This is a genomic window from Sinorhizobium psoraleae (assembly GCF_013283645.1).
GTDB lineage: Bacteria > Pseudomonadota > Alphaproteobacteria > Rhizobiales > Rhizobiaceae > Sinorhizobium > Sinorhizobium psoraleae.
Map to the genome: position 1 here is coordinate 1,338,096 of NZ_JABEKV010000002.1, position 16,765 is coordinate 1,354,860.

Below are 16,765 nucleotides of genomic sequence, written 5' to 3' on the forward strand. Positions count from 1 at the left end.
TCAGGAGGCGACCGCGATCGGTGCGGCGTTGCGCTGCGCGGCCGCGACCATCGCCGCCCCCTTTTCGCCGATCATCAGAACCGCGGCATTGATGTTGCCTGACACCATCGTTGGCATGATCGAGGCATCGATCACCCGAAGTCCGCCGATGCCGCGCACGTTCAGTTCGTCGTCGGTCACGGCGAGCGGGTCGCGGCCCATGCGGCAGGTTCCCATCGGATGGAACGAGGTGACACCGTCACGACGAGCGAAATCCAGCCATTCGTCGTCGCTCTGGACCTCCTTGCCGGGGATGAGCTCGAAGGCGCGATAGCGGTCCATCGCCGGGTTTTCGACGATCCGGCGTGCGATCTTCAGCCCGGCGACGACACATTGCCGGTCGAGCTCCTCGCTGAGGATATTGGGCAGGATGACCGGCGGCACGGCCGCGTCGGCCGACTGCGCGTGGATGCTGCCGCGCGACTCCGGTCTCTGCTGAAACCCGGACAACGTCATCCCTCCTTCTCGTTCGAGTTCACGGGTCGCGGCATTGCCGTAGCTTGCATCGGCAAAGAAGTACTGAAAATCCGGAGTTTCAAGCTCCGGACGCGTGCGGACGAAGCCGCAGGCGAGGCCGGGCGCCAACGAAAGCGCCCCGCGGCGCGTGGCGGCATAGCGCAGGACCTCCCAGGCCAATCGGACGCCATGGGTGCGCTGGTTCAGCGTTATCGCGTTCTTGACGCGCCAGCGCAGGCGCGGTGCATAGTGGTCGCGATAGTTTTCGCCGACGCCAGGCAGCGCCAGGCGGACCTCGATACCGAGGGCACGAAGCCGCGCCGGCTGACCGATTCCCGACAGTTCCAGCACCTGCGGTGACTGGACGGCGCCAGCGCACAGCAGCGTTTCGCACCCGGCTCTCGCTTCGACCAACCGCTCGCCGATGCGATATTCCGCGCCAATGCACTTCCGCCCGTCGAAGAGCAACCGGGTGACGAGGGCGTTCGTGACCACATGAAGGTTCGGACGCTTTTCCGCCGGCCGCAGGTAAGCGGTAGCCGCCGACGAGCGCGTCCCGGCACGCTGCGTCACCTGGTAGAGGCCGAATCCCTCCTGTGTACGTCCGTTGTAGTCCGGATTCCTGGAATAGCCTTCGGCCTCCGCGGCCCTGAGGAAGGCGTTAACTACCGGGCCTGGCTCGGCGAGTTCGCAGACCTTCAGCGGTCCGGAACGCCCCCTGACCTCGCTGTCACCACCCTCAAAGCTCTCGGTCTTGCGGAAGTATGGCAAGACCTCCTCATAGCCCCATCCACGATTGCCGAGCTGGGCCCAGCCGTCGAAATCCATCGCTTGCCCGCGGACATAGAGCATGCCGTTGATGGAACTCGATCCGCCGAGCCCCTTCCCGCGCGGCACAGAGAGGCGGCGGTTATTAAGCCCCGAATCCGGCTCGGCCTGATAGCACCAGTTATAGCGCGGGTCGGCGATCAGCTTGCTGAAGCCGGCCGGGATGCGCATCCACAGGCTGTTGTCACGATTGCCGGCCTCCAGCAGCAGCACGCGTATAGACGGATTTTCGGTGAGGCGCGAGGCAACGACGCAGCCAGCCGAGCCGGCGCCGATTACCACATAGTCGTAGCTGGACATGGAGGAAGGCGCCTTTCAGACCGTCGCGTGCGCAACGAACTTGGTGACAAGATAGGGCGCGAGCGTCTCCGAGCCGCCCTCCCGTCCGTAGCCGCTTTCCTTCATGCCGCCGAAGGGTGTCTCGATCAGGCCAAGCGTTCCGCTATTGATCGAAACGACACCCGCCTCCAGCCGCCGCGTCAACTTCTCAACCGTCGCGGCATTACGCGTATAGGCGTAGGCGGCCAGTCCATAAGGTGTGGCATTGGCGGCTTCGATCGCGGCATCCGTGTCGCTGAAACGCGAGACCAACACCACTGGCCCGAAAGGTTCCTCGTGCAGGATGCGGGCCTCTGGCGGGATATCCGTCAGAACCGTCGGCTCGTAGAAATAGCCGACATTGCCGTGGCGCCGGCCACCCGTCGCGACCTTCGCGCCGCGCCCCACCGCATCGTCGATCAGCGCCGAAACGGCTTCAAGCCGCCGGGCATTGGCAAGCGGCCCCATATCGGTGGTCTCGGCATTGCCGTCTCCGAGGCGTACGGCGCGGGCGGCATCCACAAAGGTATCGAGGAACGGCTCGTAGATGTCGTCCTGCAGCATGAAACGGGTCGGCGAAATGCAGATCTGACCCGCGTTGCGGAACTTGTTCGCCGCGAGCGCCTTTGCACTTGCGGCAGGATCCACATCATCGAAGACCAACACCGGAGAATGGCCGCCGAGTTCCATCGTGGTGGGTTTCATCACCTCAGCGGCCAAGCCGGCCAGGTGCTTGCCGACGGGAACCGACCCCGTGAAAGAGACCTTCCGGATGACGGGCGAGGCAATCAGGTGGGACGAAATTTCGGCCGGCACGCCGAAGACAACGTTCATGACGCCGGATGGAAGGCCTGCATCCGTCAGCGCCTTGACGATCCCGATCGCGGCGCTCGGCGCGTCCTCCGGCGGCTTCAGGATCATGCTGCAGCCGGCGGCAAGCGCGGATGCGATCTTCCGCGCGGCCTGCGAGGCCGGGAAGTTCCAGGGCGTGAATGCCGCAACAGGGCCGACCGGCTCCAGCACGACCATGTTGACGACGCCGGTCTGGCGCGCCGGGATAAGCCGCCCGTAGGCGCGCGTGGCCTCCTCGGCACTCCACTCGTAGATGTCGGCACAGCTGAGGATTTCCGCCTTCGCCTGGGCAAGCGGTTTGCCCTGCTCCAAGGTCAGGACCAGTGCCAGGTCCTCGACGCGCTGCCGGATCAGGCCCGCAGCATTTCGCAGGATGTGCGCTCGCTCACGCGCCGGTACGTCGCGCCAAGTCAAAAAGCCGTACTGCGCGGCCTTAAGGGCAGCATCCAGATCCTCGATACCCGCCTTCGCGACGCGCCCGATTGTTTGTTCGGTCGCCGGGTTGAGGATGTCCAGCCACTCCTCTCTCGCCGAGGCGCGCCATTCGCCGTCGATCAACAGGAGCGCATCCGCCAGCCGTTGCACCGAACGAGACACGCCATTCTGCTGCGATGTCTGATCCAATTTGCCCTCCCGCACTTATCTCCAAACATCCGATTGACACTAAGTGTGATCACAGATTACAGTTTGGTCAAGTTCGATTTTGGACCGGCAGGGAAAATTCCCGCCGGGCCGGGGCGAGCCCGGAGCAACCTGTTTGGGAGGAACAGATCGATGAAAACCGCAATTAGCCGCCGGGAGTTGATGACGCTGATCGGCGGAGGCGTCGCGCTTTCAGCGCTGCCGACGGGCGCAGCCTGGGCACAGTCCGCTTCGGGCGGAACGCTACGGATTTCGACGCGTGCGAACCCCTCGAGCCTCGACCCGATGACTGGCCTTGCGGGCGACGACACGCCGGTGCTTTGGGCGCTCTATGCCACGCTGCTCGATTTCGATTACGAGACGCTCCAACCCAAAGCCGGCCTGGCGGAGTCCTGGGAATATCCGGACGAGCGCACGTTCGCGCTGAAGCTGCGCCCCAATCTGACGTTCCATGATGGAACGCCGCTCAATGCCGAAGCCGTCAAGTTCAACATCGACCGCAGCCGTTCCGATGCGCGCTCAACCATCCGGACCGACCTTGGCTCCGTCGAGGAGGTCGAGGTCAAGGGGGAAGATCAGGTCATCCTGAAGCTGAAGCAGCCGGATGCCCTGCTGCCGCTCGCGCTCACAAGCCGAGCCGGCATGATGGTATCGCCAAAGGCGGCGGAGGAACTCAAGGAAAAACTGGTCCGCAATCCGGTCGGCGCCGGTCCCTGGTCATTCGTCAGCTGGGCTGACAACGACAAGATCGTGATGAAGAGGGCGGAAGGCTTTTGGCGTGAGGGTGCGCAGAAGGTCGATGCCCTCGAATTCGTCATCATTCCGGAGCTGAACACGGGGCTACGCTCCGTCGTCGCCGGCCAGAATCATTTCGTGTACCGCCTGTCGCCGCAGCAAAAGCCGATCATCGACCGCGCGCGAAACGTAAAGCTGGTGAACGGTCCGACGCTCTACTTCCACCTGATCTATTTCAACTGCTCGCGGCCGCCCTTCAACGATGTCCGTATCCGACGGGCCGTCTGCTATGCGATCGATCGCGACGCCTTCAACAAGGGCTCGATGCTCGGTCTCGGCGAGTTCGCGAACTCGGCAATCCCGAAAGCCCATTGGGCCTACGACGCCTCGCTCGAGAACTTCTTCGCCTACGATCCCGAGAAGTCCAAGGCTCTGCTGGCTGAAGCCGGGCATGCCGACGGCATCGATATCCCGACCATCGGCTGGAACGACCAGTATTCGCAGCAGCGGCAGGAAATCCTGCTGGAACAGCTCGCCAAGGTCGGCATCCGGCTGAAGATAAGCCGTCACTCCATTACCGACGCCAGCACGCTCTATCTCGGCCCGGAAAAGCGCGGCGAGGCGATGATCTCCGCCTGGACAGGACGCCCCGATCCGAGCATGACCTATAACTTGCTGACGAGTGCAAAGGGCTTCTTCAACCCGGGCCAGCTTCAGGACTACCCAGGGCTCTCTGAGGCCCTCGTCGCGGCTCAGACGACACTCGATCGCGAAAAGCGCAAGGAAGCGCTCTTCAACGTTCAGCGCCTGGTCGCCGAGGCCGCCTGGTTCTGCCCGATTGCCTTTGAACCGGAAATCGACGGGGCGGCGGAAGGTGTGGAGAACTACCGGCCCAATCTCCTCGGCTGGCCGAAGTTCGAAGACGTTACGGTGGCTGTCTGATGTCCGGCGCCGCTCTGCGTACAAGCGCCTGGAGGGGACTGCAAGTCATCCCCGTCGTGATCATTGCGACGCTCGTGGTCTTCCTGCTCCTCCAGCTCGTTCCGGGAGACCCGGCCATCACGCTTGCGGGCGAGAACGCGACGCCAGAGCAAATCGAGCAGATTCGGGCGCTTTATAACCTGGACCAGCCCTTGCTTGTGCAATACGGCCAGTGGCTGCTCAATGCGATGCAGGGCGACCTCGCCCGGTCGCTGATGTCGGGGGAGGATGTGACCAGGCTCATCCTGCAAAACCTTCCCCCGACCCTTCTCATCGTGACCTGCGCGATGGCGATTTCGCTTGCCATCGGCATCCCCCTCGGCGTGATGTCGGCCATTCACCGCGGCGGCGTGCTGGACACGATCGCCACCGCCCTTGCGTCCGTCGGCATCGCCCTGCCGAACTTCTGGCTCGGCATGATCCTCATCAATTTCCTGGCTCTCCAGAACAACATCTTTCCGGCGACTGGTGCAGGCTCGCTGCTCCAGGATCCGCTGAATGCCCTCTGGTACGCCTTTCTTCCAGCATTATCGCTTGCCGCGGGCGGCGTCGCGGAGATCGTGCGGCAGTTGCGCAGCGCCCTCCTCGAAGTCCTCGACTCCCAGCATGTCCGGACGCTCCACGCCAAGGGCCTCTCACCGGCCCGGATCGTCTGGCAGCACGCCATGAAGAATGTCAGCACGACACTGCTGACGGTGACCGGTCTGCTGTTCAACCGCTTGCTCGGCGCGACAGTGGTCATCGAGGCGATCTTCGCGATACCGGGCATCGGTAGCCTGATCGTGCGTTCGGCGATCGCAAAGGACTTCCCAATCGTCCAAGGCGTCGTCTTCACGATGGTCCTCCTCGTCATCCTCGGGAACCTCATCATCGACGTTCTCTATCCGATTTTCGATCCGAGGGTTGAGCGATGACGGCACTCGTTCTTTCCGCCGCCCGCCGGCCTGTAGACCTGATGATCCTGCTCGATTGGCGCGGGCGGCTGAGTGCGGCTTTCCTTCTCGCCATGATCCTCGCCGGCTTGGCAGCCCCGCTGATCGCGCCCTACTCGCCGACAGACCAGGATCTGGTGAACATGCTGATGCCGGCCACGGTGGACCACCCGCTCGGCACGGACGACCTCGGCCGCGACGTTCTCAGCCGACTGATCTACGGCACCGGCGCCAGCCTCTATGCGAGCTTCCTGGCAGTTGCCGTGGCAACGGTAATCGGCGTGCCGATCGGTCTTGCTGCCGGTTTCTTCGGCGGCTGGCTCGACGACATCATCAGCCGCGTGATCGACGCCCTTCTTTCCTTTCCGGGCATCGTCCTCGCCATCGGCGTGACGGGTGCGCTCGGCATCGGGCTGACCAACGCAATGGTCGCGGTTGGCATCGTCTTCTCGCCCATGGTCGCGCGGCTTGCCCGGGCACGCACCCTCATCGTCCGTAGCGAGCTCTACATCGACGCTGCCCGGTGCTTCGGCTCCTCCAGTTACCATGTCCTGCGCCGGCACGTCCTGCCCAACATCCTGCAGCCGCTGCTGGTGCAGATGACGCTGCTCCTGGCGGCAGCCCTGCTGGCTGAGGCCAGCCTCAGCTTCCTCGGCCTCGGCGTGCAGGCGCCCGCTCCGAGCTGGGGCGCGATGCTGGCGCGCGGTTACACCTATATGGAAATCGCGCCGGAACAGATGTATCCGCCGGGTTTCGCCATCCTGCTCACCGCGCTTGCCTTCAACGTCCTGGGGGAATCCCTGCGCGTCGTCCTCGATCCAGCGCTCAAGGCCCGGTGAGGACGTCATGCGGCTCTATCCTCATCTCGCTCTCGTAAAGGACGTCCCGATGACCAATCCCGCACGCCCGCCCCTGCTCGAGGTCAAAAACGTCTGCGCCTCGCTTGGAGGCGCGGACGTCCTGAGGAACGTGAACTTCTCCGTCGCCGCCGGCGAGCGCCTCGGAATCGTGGGAGAGAGCGGCTGCGGCAAGACCGTGATGGGCCTTTCGATTCTCGGCCTTGCCTCCAGCGCCTTCCACCTGAGGGGAGAAATCGTGTTCGAGGGACGCAACCTGCTCGACCTGCCGGCCAAGGCGATGCGGCATGTCCGAGGTCGGGAGATCAGCATGATCTTCCAGGAGCCGATGGTCACGCTCGATCCGGTCTTCACGATCGGTGAGCAGATCTGCGAGACGCTCCGCACGCATTTCAAACTGGCGCGGAAAGAAGCAAGGGAGCAAGCGATCGATGCCCTGGCGCAGGTCGGCATTCCTGCGCCGGCAGAGCGGGTTGATGACTATCCCCACCAGCTGTCTGGCGGCATGCGTCAGCGCGCGATGATCGCCATCGCGCTTGCGTGCAAGCCGAAGCTCATCATCGCCGACGAGCCCACGACTGCGCTCGACGTCACCGTGCAGGCACAGATCACCAACCTTCTGGTGGAGCTTAGCGAGAAACACGGCACGGCCCTCCTCTTCATCACCCACGACCTCGGCGTGGTCGCCGAAACCTGCGACCGCCTCATCACCATGTATGCCGGGCAGGTCGTCGAGAACGCCGGCATCGACGATTTCCTCGCGCGCCCGCTGCATCCCTACAGTTCCGGCCTGCTGCGATCGCTCCCCCGCATGAGCAAGCGCAAGACGGCACTGCCCTCGATTCCCGGCCGCGTTCCCACCGTTGCCGAAATGCCAGCCGGATGCCGGTTCGAGCCGCGATGCAGCCTCGCCCAGGCACCGTGCAAGGCGGAACAATCCCTGCTTCCCGCCGGCGAGGCGCGAAAGGTCGCCTGCTGCCGATATGACGAACTCATGCTTCCGGGAGTATTGAATTGATTGCCGCGCCACTCGTTTCCGTAGACAAGCTCAAGATCCACTTCCCCACGAAGCGCCGCGGCCGGACGGTGAAGGCGGTCGACGGCGTGACCTTCGACATCGAGCCATCTACCACTTTGTCGATCATCGGCGAGTCTGGGTCCGGAAAGTCGACGCTTGGACGCGCGCTCGTGTGCCTGACACGGCCAACCGAGGGCACGGTGCTGCATGACGGCACCGATCCGTTCCGCCTCGGCCGATCTGCGCTGCGGCGGCATCGCCGGGACTATCAGCTGATCTTCCAGGACCCGCATGCGGCACTCGACCCGCGCATGACCATCCTGGAGAGCGTGCGCGAACCGCTGGACATTGTCGGCGAGATACCAAAGGCCGACCGCAACGCCCAGGCGCATGGGCTGCTCGAACGCGTCGGCATCGCCCCTGCTCTTCATGAACGCTATCCGCATCAACTGTCCGGCGGCCAAAAGCAGCGCGTCAACATCGCCCGCGCACTCACCACACGGCCGAAAGTCCTGGTCTGCGACGAGGTCGTCGCCGCACTCGACGTCTCCGTCCAGGCCGGTATCCTGAACCTCTTCGCTGACATCCAGCGGGATTTCGGCCTCACCTACGTCTTCATCACCCATGACCTCGCGGTCGCTGCGCATATCAGCGATGAGATCGCCGTCATGTATCTCGGCCAATTCGTGGAGAAGGGCCTGGCGGAAGCCGTACAGGAGACGCCGCTCCATCCCTACACCCGAGCGCTTTTGTCCGCCGAGCCGGAACCCTTGCCGTCCGCCATGCGGGAAAACAACCGCATCGTCTTGAAGGGCGAGGTGCCGAGCCCGATCACGCCGCCTGCCGCCTGCCGTTTTCACACCCGGTGTCCGCGCGCGCAGGCGCGTTGCAGCAAGGATGCGCCGGATTTCCGTCAACTCAGGCCCGGACGCTGGGTGGCCTGCCACTTCGCCGAGGAAATGCTCGAGGAAGCCGGCGAAAAGGCACAGGCCGGCCCGGCGGAACGGGCGGGACAAAGACAAGCATGCGAATGACGAGGGAGGCATAGCAGCATGGATCTTGGGCTCAAAGGAACACGGGTGATGATCACCGCGGCGGCGGGCGGCATTGGCCTGGAGATCGCGAGGGCGTTTCTGGCGGAAGGCGCTGCCGTCCATGTCTGCGACCTCAACGAGGAGGCCCTGACCAGCATGCGGCGCGACATTCCCGGCCAGTTGACCACGTCCGTCTGCGACGTCTCGAGCCGGGAGGCCGTGGAACGCTTCTTTTCTGAAGGAATGGCAGCGCTTGGCGGGCTCGATTGCCTCGTCAACAATGCCGGCATTGCCGGCCCCACCGGCGGCGTCGACGAGATCGATCCGGCGGATTGGCAGAAAACGATCGACGTCAATACGACGGGGCAGTTCAACTGCATCCGGCTAGCCGTGCCGGAACTGAAGAAGAGCGACAATGCGAGCATCATCAATCTGTCCTCCGCGGCCGGACGGCTGGGATTCGCCATGCGCACGCCCTATGCGGCTTCGAAATGGGCCGTCGTCGGCTTCACGAAGTCGCTGTCCATCGAGCTCGGGCCTTACGGCATAAGGGTCAATGCCATCCTGCCTGGCATTACCGCCGGCGCACGACAGGATGCGGTGCTTTCGGAGAAGGCAAGGCGCAAGGGCATCACGCTGGAGGAGATGCGCGAGATCGCGCTCGATCGGGCATCCATCAAGGCGTTCGTTTCACCCCGGCAGATCGCCGACACGATCGTTTGCCTTGCCTCCAAGCGCTTCGCCACGACCTCCGGCCAGGTCATCAACATTGACGGCGACTTGCAGATGTTGAGCTGACATGACCGCTTCAACAGAAACGTCAATGTCGCCCGTACCGGGCGGATACCGGACCCTACTCCGGCAATTTGCCGGTCGCCAGAATGAATTCGGACGAGCTGCGGATGTCGCCAGCAAGCGCCTTGCGCGCCGCCTTGCCGTCACGGCTGGAAAGAGCTGCGACAAGGGCGCCGTGATATTGCTCGGCGCCGCCGGTCGTCAGGCGCTGCGAGGTCCTGAGGTCAAGATTGATGACCGGGCCGATCTTGAGCCAAAGGCTCTCGATGATCGAGGTGAGGATCGGAAGGCGCGTCGCCTCGTAGACTGCGAAGTGGAATTCCTTGTTGAGTCGGAGCGCCTGTTCGACATCGGCGTCCTGCGCGAGCACAGCGGCGCGGAACGCTGCATCCAGATCGGAAATGCGTTTCAAGGCCGCGCCGCTGCACGCCACGGCGGCCTCTTGCGCGGCGAAGCCTTCGATTTCGATGCGAATCCGCATGAGCTCCCGGAGCTTGCTCTGGGTCATTGGCGGCACGCTTACTGCCCGGTTGGGCAGCACCGTCAGCGCACCTTCGGCCACAAGGCGGGCGACCGCCTCGCGCACCGGCATCATCGATACCCCCAACGCCTCTGCCACGGAACGCAGCGAAAGCTTTTCACCGGGCACGAGTTTGCCGGCCATCAGGAGCTGGCGCAATTCCGAATAAACGCGCTCACCGAGGGTAACGCGTTCGAGGTGTCCAATCTGCTTCAGGGCGAAGTCTGTGGCGTTCTGCACGGTCGAATCCGAACGTTGTTGGTTTCCGACGACAGAATAACTGTGATCTGTGATCACGACAAGGACTGTCCAGATACAATTTTAGAGAGCGCGCGCCAAAGGAGTACAGCATGAAAATCGCCGTGATCGGTGCCGGCCTGATCGGTACATCCTGGGCTATCGTTTTCGCACGCGCCGGCTTTTCGGTCAATCTGACGGACATAGACCAAAGTCGACTGGGGGCGGCAGAGAATCATCTGGCGCGCATTCGCAACCTTAAGCAGAATGGCAGGTCGGGGACCGTCACATTCTGCCCGACGCTCGCGACGGCCGTCGCCGGTGTCGACCTCGTGCAGGAATGTGGCCCTGAAACCGTGGAGCTCAAGCGCCAGATCTTTGCGGAGCTCGACAAGCATGCGCCCGAAGGGGCCCTTCTGGCATCGTCCAGTTCGTCCATCGTGGCTTCGCTTTTCACCGGCGACCTTCGCGGCCGGCACCGCTGCCTGATCGCCCATCCATTAAACCCGCCGCACCTCGCGCCCCTGGTCGAACTCTGTGGCGCGCCATGGACGTCGCCGGGAGTGATCACCCGCGCCAAGGAGATTTACGAGGACGCAGGCCAGGCGCCTATCGTGATCAACGAGGAAATCGAAGGATTCGTGTTGAACCGCCTGCAGGCGGCCGTGCTTGCGGAAGCCTTGAGGCTGGTCGGCGACGGGATCATCAGCGCGGAGGACCTCGACAAGACCGTGAGCGAAGGCCTCGGCCTGCGCTGGTCCTTCCTCGGCCCCTTCGCAACCATAGAACTGAACGCGCCCGGCGGCATCGAGGACTATTTGCGCCGCTATGGCGGCGCCTTCCAGAACATCACCGCCACGCCGCCCTCATCCGAAGTCTGGGCCTCGGCGAACATTGAACGCGTGGTGGAAAGTTGGGGCAAGAAACGCTCCGCTGAGCAGCTCGCAGCACGCTCCGCGTGGCGTGACCGGCGACTGGAGGCATTGCGCCAACACAAACAATCGCAAGACAACCTGATGAAGGAGTGAAGATGGCGATCAAACGCAAAGTCATTATCACCTGCGCCGTAACGGGCGCGATTCATACGCCATCGATGTCACCGCATCTGCCGGTGACGGCGGACGAGATTGCCGATGCTGCCGTTGGTGCCGCCGAGGCCGGTGCAGCGATCGTGCACCTTCATGCGCGCAACCCTGTCGACGGGCGCCCAGATCAGACGCCAGAGGGCTTTGCGCCCTTCCTCAAGGTTGTGAAGCAGCGGTCGAACTGCGTGGTGAATATCACGACAGGCGGCGCGCCCTGGATGAAGGTGGAAGAGCGCGTCAAGCCGGCGGCCGTCTTCAAGCCGGAGGTCGCCTCGCTGAACATGGGCTCGTTCAACTTCGGTCTTTTCCCGATGCTGGACCGCTTCAAGGAGTTCAGGCACGATTGGGAGCGTGAAGCGCTCGAAGGATCGCGCGACCTAATTTTCCGTAATACATTCACAGATATAGAATACGCACTTAGAGCATTATCGGAAGCAGACACGCGTTTTGAATTCGAGTGCTACGATACCGGGCATCTCTACAACCTGCACTACTTCCTCCAGAAGGGTCTCGTGAAGCCGCCGCTCTTCATCCAGACGGTCTTCGGCATTCTGGGCGGCATCGGCCCCCACCCGGACGATGTGCTGCATATGAAGCGAACAGCCGACCGGCTGTTCGGCGACCAGTACCGTTGGTCCGTTCTGGGTGCGGGCAGAAACCAGCTGCCGATCGCCGCCATGGCGGCCGCCATGGGCGGGAACGTGCGCGTCGGGCTCGAGGATTCCCTGTGGATCGGGCCGGGCAAACTCGCCGAATCCAACGCCCAGCAGGTCCTGCAGGCACGCAAGATCATCGAAGGGCTGGGTCTTGAGGTGGCGACGCCGGACGAAGCCCGAGAAATCCTCGCCCTCAAGGGTGGCGACCGCGTCGGCTTCTGATGCGAGAACATGCCTGCCCGGTCTGACCGGGCGGGTCTTCACAGAGATCACGGTGATTTCTTCGGATCGATCGAAAAATCATAAACGTGTTCGATTCAGGAAGTTGGCGCGGGAAACCGCACACATTTTCCTCATCCCGCGCTGTAAACCTTACACGGTCGCAATCGGCGTTACCGGAGACCCGATCGCACCCGGCAGGCGCAGCGGCGGCGCCGTGAGCAGGAAATGGCTTCTCTTGTTCGCACGAAGCCAACGCGCCAGCTCGTCGAGATACCAGAGTTCACCGAGCGGGATGCCGAGCTTGAACAGGCAATGTTCATGGAGCGGCAAGTACGAGCAGCAAGCATGCTGGTCGCGGCCCGGATTGAGCTCGACCGCATAGTTGTCGGCAATGATCGCGACCAGCCCGCTGTCGGTAATCCACTGCAGCAAGCGTTCGTCGCGGCCGTCCAGCACCGGACAGGACCGCAGAAGCAGAGGGCCGTCCGGCTGCTTGTTCATTTCGAGGATCATCGTCGACAGGCCGGTGTGGAAGCAGACCATGTCGCCCTTCTCCACCTCGACGCCGTCCGCCTCCATGATGCGCATGACGGAATCGTAGCCGGCGGCGACCCGATCGCGACCATAGTGATGGGCGAGGTCGATCATCACGCCTCGCCCCTGCATGCTTTTTTCGGCGAGCCGTTCGATGCCCAGCGCCTTCGCCCTCACCGTGGAATCGCCCTTGCTCACATCGGCGTCGTCTGGTCCCAGAAGGTCCACGCCCGCGCGGAACCCGTTGTAGAAGACGATCTCCGCCTCCCCGTCGCCATCGGCATCGAAGGTCGAGCCGACGTGGCCAAGCGCGTCCCACTGCGTCGAGTATTGCAGCGTCAAGATCGCGATATCGTCATTGAGGACGTCGGTCATCGTCGGGTCCTCGCAGACCATGCGGTAACCATAGCAGGGCTTGCCCTTGCGCATGGTGTGCTGAAGCACTGGGCCGCGGCGGCTCGGGTTCAGCCCGCCGCCGCCCGGATAATCCAGCGGCAGGGACAAGCAGAACGAACGCCCCTCCTTCACTTCCGCCACGCCTTTCAACACGACGTCCGGGGTCAGGAGATTGGCCCGGCCGAACTGGTCGTCGGGGCCGAAGTCCCCCCAGTTCGAACCCTCGGGACGTCGTTTCCAACGGGGCTGGGAGTTCATGCCGTTTTCCTTGTCGTTAGATATGCTCGGTCCCGCCGAGATAGGCGCTGACCACATCGCTGCGGGCGCGCAGGTCGCTCGAGGCGCCGGCCATGCGGACTTCGCCGACATTGAGCACGATGCTGCGGTCAGCGAACTCGAGAGCCTGCGTCGCGTTCTGCTCCACAAGTAGAATGGTCTGCCCGGTGCGCCGTAGCCCATCCAGCAGCGAAAATACGGCATCCACGATCTGCGGCGCGAGCCCCATCGACGGCTCGTCCAGCATCAGGATCTTCGGCTCGCCGATCAGTGCGCGGCCGATGACGAGCATCTGTTGCTCACCGCCCGAAAGGCTGCCCGCCTTCTGCATGCGGCGATCCCTCAGCTTCGGCATGACGGAATAGACCCGTTCCAGCCCGTCCGCCGGCTTGCCCGTCCCGAGACGCGAACGGCCGAGCAGCAGATTGTCCTCGACCGTCAGTGGGCCGAAGACGTGTCGGCCCTCTGGCACCTGCGCGACCCCGAGACGCGCGATCATATGTGCCGGCAGGCCGTCGATGCGCTTTCCCTCGAATTCGATGCTGCCGGAAGTCACCGGCGCCAGGCCGGAGATCGCCCGGAGGGTCGACGATTTTCCGGCACCGTTCGGGCCGATGATCGCCACGCATTCTCCGCGGGCAACGGCGAAGGACACATCGCGAACCGCAACGATGCCTCCGTAGTGCACGGCAAGGGATTGTACGTTCAGCATCATGATTTCCGTTTGCCGAGATAGGCCGTGATGACGGCTTCGTTATTGCGAACCTCTTCGGGCGTCCCGACCGCGATCAGCTGACCATGGTCGAGAACCGCGACGGTCGACGCCAGTTCCATGACGAAGCCGACATTGTGCTCGATCAGCAGCACCGAAATGCCGCGCGACGGCAAGGTGCGGATGAAGGCAGCGAGCTCGGCGGATTCCTGCGAATTGAGGCCAGACGCCGCCTCGTCGAGCAGCAACAATTCGGGCTCGGATGCCAGCGCCCGTGCGATCTCCAGCAGTCGCACGCGGCCAAGCGGGAGCGTGCCCGCCGGGCGGTCGCGCAGATCGTAAAGGCGCGTATCCTTCAGGATGACATCGACACGGTCGCCTGCTTCCCGCTCGGCAGCCCCGCTCGCGCCGATATTGAGGACCTGCGAGAACAAGTTACCGCGGATATGCCGGTGTGCACCGACGAGCACGTTGTCCCGCACGGACATCTCATGGCAGATCTCCGGGATCTGGAAGGTCCGGCCGATGCGCCGCGCGGCCACCTTTTCCGGCGCCTGTCCCGAAATGCGCTCGCCGCGCAGCCGGATCTCGCCCGTCGCCGGCTTGATGAAGCCGGTCATCACGTTGAACAACGTGGATTTGCCCGCCCCGTTCGGACCAATGACTGCGGTGATCGACGGCCCTTCGAAGCTGAAGCTGACATTGCGGTTGGCCCAAAGGCCGCCAAAGCGGACGCCGATATCGTCGATCTCGATTTTCATGTCCGATCTCCGATCATGCCGTAGTAGCCTGCCGCCTGGCAAAGGCGTCTCGCAAGCGCAGCACGATGCCCCAGAGCCCGCGCGGCTCCAGTGTCAGCATCACCACGACCATGGCACCGAGAACGAGGCCGTAGGCGTTTTGAAGCTCGTGAACCCACTCCGGCAGGAAGGTCAGAAGGAACGCGCCGAAAGCCGCACCCCAGAGGGAACCCACTCCCCCCACCGCCAGCGCCAGCAGGAGATTGATCGAGGTGTCGATCGTGAAGCTCTCGGGGCTCACAAACCCGACATATTGCGCATAGAGCGCGCCCGCGAGGCCGGAAAGACCGGCGGAGAGCGCGAAGACTTCCGCCTTGAGCCGTGCCGTCGGAATGCCACATGAGCGCGCCGCCATCTCGGACTCCCGCATCGTGCGCATGGCGCGGCCATAGGCGGTGTCCACCAGGCGCAAGGCGAGCAGCATGACGGTGAAGCCGACGGCGCCGCTGAGATAATACATCGTGACGGGCGAGCGAGCGGTGAGCGTCCCGATGGTGAGCGCCGGAATGCCGGTGATCCCGGAATAGCCGCCGGTGACGTCCACCCATTCGACAAAGATCGTGTGGAGGATGAGGCCGAGGGCAGCCGTGACCATGGCGAGGTAATAGCCACGCAGGCGCAGGACCGGCCGGCCGATGATATAGCCCAGCGCTGCGGGAACGATGATTGCGGCAACAAGGCCGAGGACCGGTGGCAAACCGGTCCGCACCGTAAGAACCGCGGCCATATAGGCACCGATGCCGTAGAAGCCTGCCTGGCCGAGCGAGATTTGCCCCGCATATCCGAACAGCAGGGAGAGCCCAAGGACGAGGATGAGGTTGATGAAGGCGAAGATGAAGAGGTTGAACGTGCCTCCCGTTTCGATCAGGAGGGGTGCCAATAGCCAGGCGAGGATGAGCGCCAGCAGGACATGGATTTGCCGCATGATGGAAGCCTCGCTTTACATGGCCTGGGTGTGGCGACGTTCCTCGCGTCCGCCGAGCAGGCCGGACGGACGGATCATCAACGCCAGAATGAGAACGGAAAGAGCGACCGAGTCCTTGAGGCCCGACGGCAAGACGGCCACCGATGCCGCTTCGATCAGCCCGAGCGCAAAGCCGCCGACGATCGCCGAACTTGCCCGCCCGAAGCCACCGAGCGCGCAAGCGGCAAAACCTTTGAGCGCGAGCGTGAAGCCCTGATCATAGGTCGCATTGGTGAGCGGCGTGATGAGAACGCCGGCAAGTCCCCCCAGCGCACCGGACAGAATGAAGCTCAAACGGACGGTCGCGCCGACATTGATGCCCATCAGCTGCGCCGCCTCCCGGTCGATGGCACAGGCGAGCATTTCGCGCCCGACACGGGAATGGGAGAAGAAGAATTTCAGCGCGACCATCACGAGCACACCGATGCCGATGACCCAGATCGCCTGCAACTGCAGGACGGCGCCGAAAATCCTGATCGGCGGACCAGGTGTGAACGGATCGAAATAGAGCGGATCCGGCCCGACCCAAAGCAGCAGTGATGTCTTGACGATCACGGCCAATCCCAGCGTGATCATCGCAAGCGTCATGACGCTCCCCCGCCGCACCCGCGAAATCGCCGCAAAGTCGATCAGCGCCCCAAGCGCGCCGACCAGCACGATCGCCACGATGACGGCCAGCCACAGGGGCAATCCCGCCGTCCCCACCGCGATGGCGGTCAAGATGCCGCCGAGCACAACGAATTCGCCCTGCGCAAAGTTGATCACGTCCGTCGCGTTGAAGATCAGGTTGAACCCGAGCCCGACGAGGGCGTAGATGCTTCCGACCGTCAGCCCAGTGATAAGGAGCTGCAGGATTTCGGCTGATGTCATTGCAAG

The 16,765-nt window shown here is 63.5% G+C and carries 16 protein-coding genes; 8 read left to right on the top strand and 8 right to left on the bottom strand.

All coding sequences use genetic code 11. From position 1 onward, the window contains the following. Both ILFOPFJJ_RS15105 and ILFOPFJJ_RS15110 read right to left on the bottom strand, forming a co-directional pair. The gene (locus tag ILFOPFJJ_RS15105) at positions 1 to 1,623 is read right to left on the bottom strand and encodes a GMC family oxidoreductase (RefSeq protein ID WP_173511324.1); all 1,623 of its coding nucleotides are present in this window, start codon (positions 1,621 to 1,623) and stop codon (positions 1 to 3) included. A gap of 15 nt (positions 1,624 to 1,638) precedes the next feature. Further along, on the bottom strand, positions 1,639 to 3,078 hold the full coding sequence (locus ILFOPFJJ_RS15110; RefSeq protein WP_173511531.1) for an NAD-dependent succinate-semialdehyde dehydrogenase: 1,440 nt from the start codon (positions 3,076 to 3,078) through the stop codon (positions 1,639 to 1,641). Between the two features lie 189 nt (positions 3,079 to 3,267). On the opposite strand from ILFOPFJJ_RS15110, the gene ILFOPFJJ_RS15115 reads away from it, so the two are divergent. The 6 genes from ILFOPFJJ_RS15115 to ILFOPFJJ_RS15140 are packed head-to-tail and all read left to right on the top strand — an operon-like array spanning position 3,268 to position 9,490. After that, positions 3,268 to 4,812, top strand: coding sequence for an ABC transporter substrate-binding protein (locus ILFOPFJJ_RS15115; protein WP_173511325.1), 1,545 nt, complete (start codon positions 3,268 to 3,270; stop codon positions 4,810 to 4,812). Next, positions 4,812 to 5,765 carry an ABC transporter permease gene (locus ILFOPFJJ_RS15120; protein WP_173511326.1) on the top strand — a complete coding sequence of 318 codons (954 nt, stop codon included), beginning with the start codon at positions 4,812 to 4,814 and terminating at the stop codon, positions 5,763 to 5,765. Before ILFOPFJJ_RS15115 ends, ILFOPFJJ_RS15120 begins: the two co-directional genes overlap by 1 nt. After that, positions 5,762 to 6,622 carry an ABC transporter permease gene (locus tag ILFOPFJJ_RS15125; RefSeq protein ID WP_173511327.1) on the top strand — a complete coding sequence of 287 codons (861 nt, stop codon included), beginning with the start codon at positions 5,762 to 5,764 and terminating at the stop codon, positions 6,620 to 6,622. Before ILFOPFJJ_RS15120 ends, ILFOPFJJ_RS15125 begins: the two co-directional genes overlap by 4 nt. A 7-nt stretch (positions 6,623 to 6,629) precedes the next feature. Further along, entirely contained in the window at positions 6,630 to 7,658 is a 1,029-nt protein-coding gene (locus ILFOPFJJ_RS15130) for an ABC transporter ATP-binding protein (protein ID WP_210267422.1), read from the top strand. Continuing rightward, positions 7,655 to 8,692: an ABC transporter ATP-binding protein gene (locus ILFOPFJJ_RS15135; RefSeq protein WP_210267423.1), complete on the top strand. Its 1,038-nt coding sequence runs from the start codon at positions 7,655 to 7,657 to the stop codon at positions 8,690 to 8,692. Before ILFOPFJJ_RS15130 ends, ILFOPFJJ_RS15135 begins: the two co-directional genes overlap by 4 nt. A gap of 18 nt (positions 8,693 to 8,710) precedes the next feature. Further along, positions 8,711 to 9,490, top strand: coding sequence for an SDR family oxidoreductase (locus tag ILFOPFJJ_RS15140; RefSeq protein ID WP_173511328.1), 780 nt, complete (start codon positions 8,711 to 8,713; stop codon positions 9,488 to 9,490). A 55-nt stretch (positions 9,491 to 9,545) separates the two neighbouring features. Here ILFOPFJJ_RS15140 and ILFOPFJJ_RS15145 read toward each other — a convergent pair whose 3' ends face one another. After that, positions 9,546 to 10,247, bottom strand: coding sequence for a GntR family transcriptional regulator (locus tag ILFOPFJJ_RS15145; protein ID WP_312032698.1), 702 nt, complete (start codon positions 10,245 to 10,247; stop codon positions 9,546 to 9,548). Positions 10,248 to 10,357: 110 nt separating this feature from the next. On the opposite strand from ILFOPFJJ_RS15145, the gene ILFOPFJJ_RS15150 reads away from it, so the two are divergent. Both ILFOPFJJ_RS15150 and kce read left to right on the top strand, forming a co-directional pair. Continuing rightward, on the top strand, positions 10,358 to 11,272 hold the full coding sequence (locus tag ILFOPFJJ_RS15150) for a 3-hydroxyacyl-CoA dehydrogenase (protein WP_173511329.1): 915 nt from the start codon (positions 10,358 to 10,360) through the stop codon (positions 11,270 to 11,272). A 2-nt stretch (positions 11,273 to 11,274) separates the two neighbouring features. Continuing rightward, the gene (gene kce / locus ILFOPFJJ_RS15155; RefSeq protein ID WP_173511330.1) at positions 11,275 to 12,207 is read left to right on the top strand and encodes a 3,5-dioxohexanoate:acetyl-CoA acetone transferase; all 933 of its coding nucleotides are present in this window, start codon (positions 11,275 to 11,277) and stop codon (positions 12,205 to 12,207) included. A 150-nt stretch (positions 12,208 to 12,357) separates the two neighbouring features. On the opposite strand, the gene ILFOPFJJ_RS15160 is transcribed toward kce, so the two are convergent. The 5 genes from ILFOPFJJ_RS15160 to ILFOPFJJ_RS15180 are packed head-to-tail and all read right to left on the bottom strand — an operon-like array spanning position 12,358 to position 16,759. Then, positions 12,358 to 13,395: a cyclase family protein gene (locus ILFOPFJJ_RS15160; protein WP_173511331.1), complete on the bottom strand. Its 1,038-nt coding sequence runs from the start codon at positions 13,393 to 13,395 to the stop codon at positions 12,358 to 12,360. A gap of 16 nt (positions 13,396 to 13,411) precedes the next feature. Next, positions 13,412 to 14,125: an ABC transporter ATP-binding protein gene (locus ILFOPFJJ_RS15165; protein ID WP_173511332.1), complete on the bottom strand. Its 714-nt coding sequence runs from the start codon at positions 14,123 to 14,125 to the stop codon at positions 13,412 to 13,414. Continuing rightward, positions 14,125 to 14,886 carry an ABC transporter ATP-binding protein gene (locus ILFOPFJJ_RS15170; protein ID WP_173511333.1) on the bottom strand — a complete coding sequence of 254 codons (762 nt, stop codon included), beginning with the start codon at positions 14,884 to 14,886 and terminating at the stop codon, positions 14,125 to 14,127. Before ILFOPFJJ_RS15170 ends, ILFOPFJJ_RS15165 begins: the two co-directional genes overlap by 1 nt. A gap of 13 nt (positions 14,887 to 14,899) precedes the next feature. After that, complete coding sequence (locus tag ILFOPFJJ_RS15175) at positions 14,900 to 15,850, bottom strand: branched-chain amino acid ABC transporter permease (protein ID WP_173511334.1); 951 nt, start codon at positions 15,848 to 15,850, stop codon at positions 14,900 to 14,902. A 15-nt stretch (positions 15,851 to 15,865) separates the two neighbouring features. Further along, a complete protein-coding gene (locus ILFOPFJJ_RS15180; RefSeq protein WP_173511335.1) occupies positions 15,866 to 16,759 on the bottom strand; it encodes a branched-chain amino acid ABC transporter permease in 894 nt (297 codons plus the stop codon). Positions 16,760 to 16,765 lie beyond the last annotated feature (6 nt).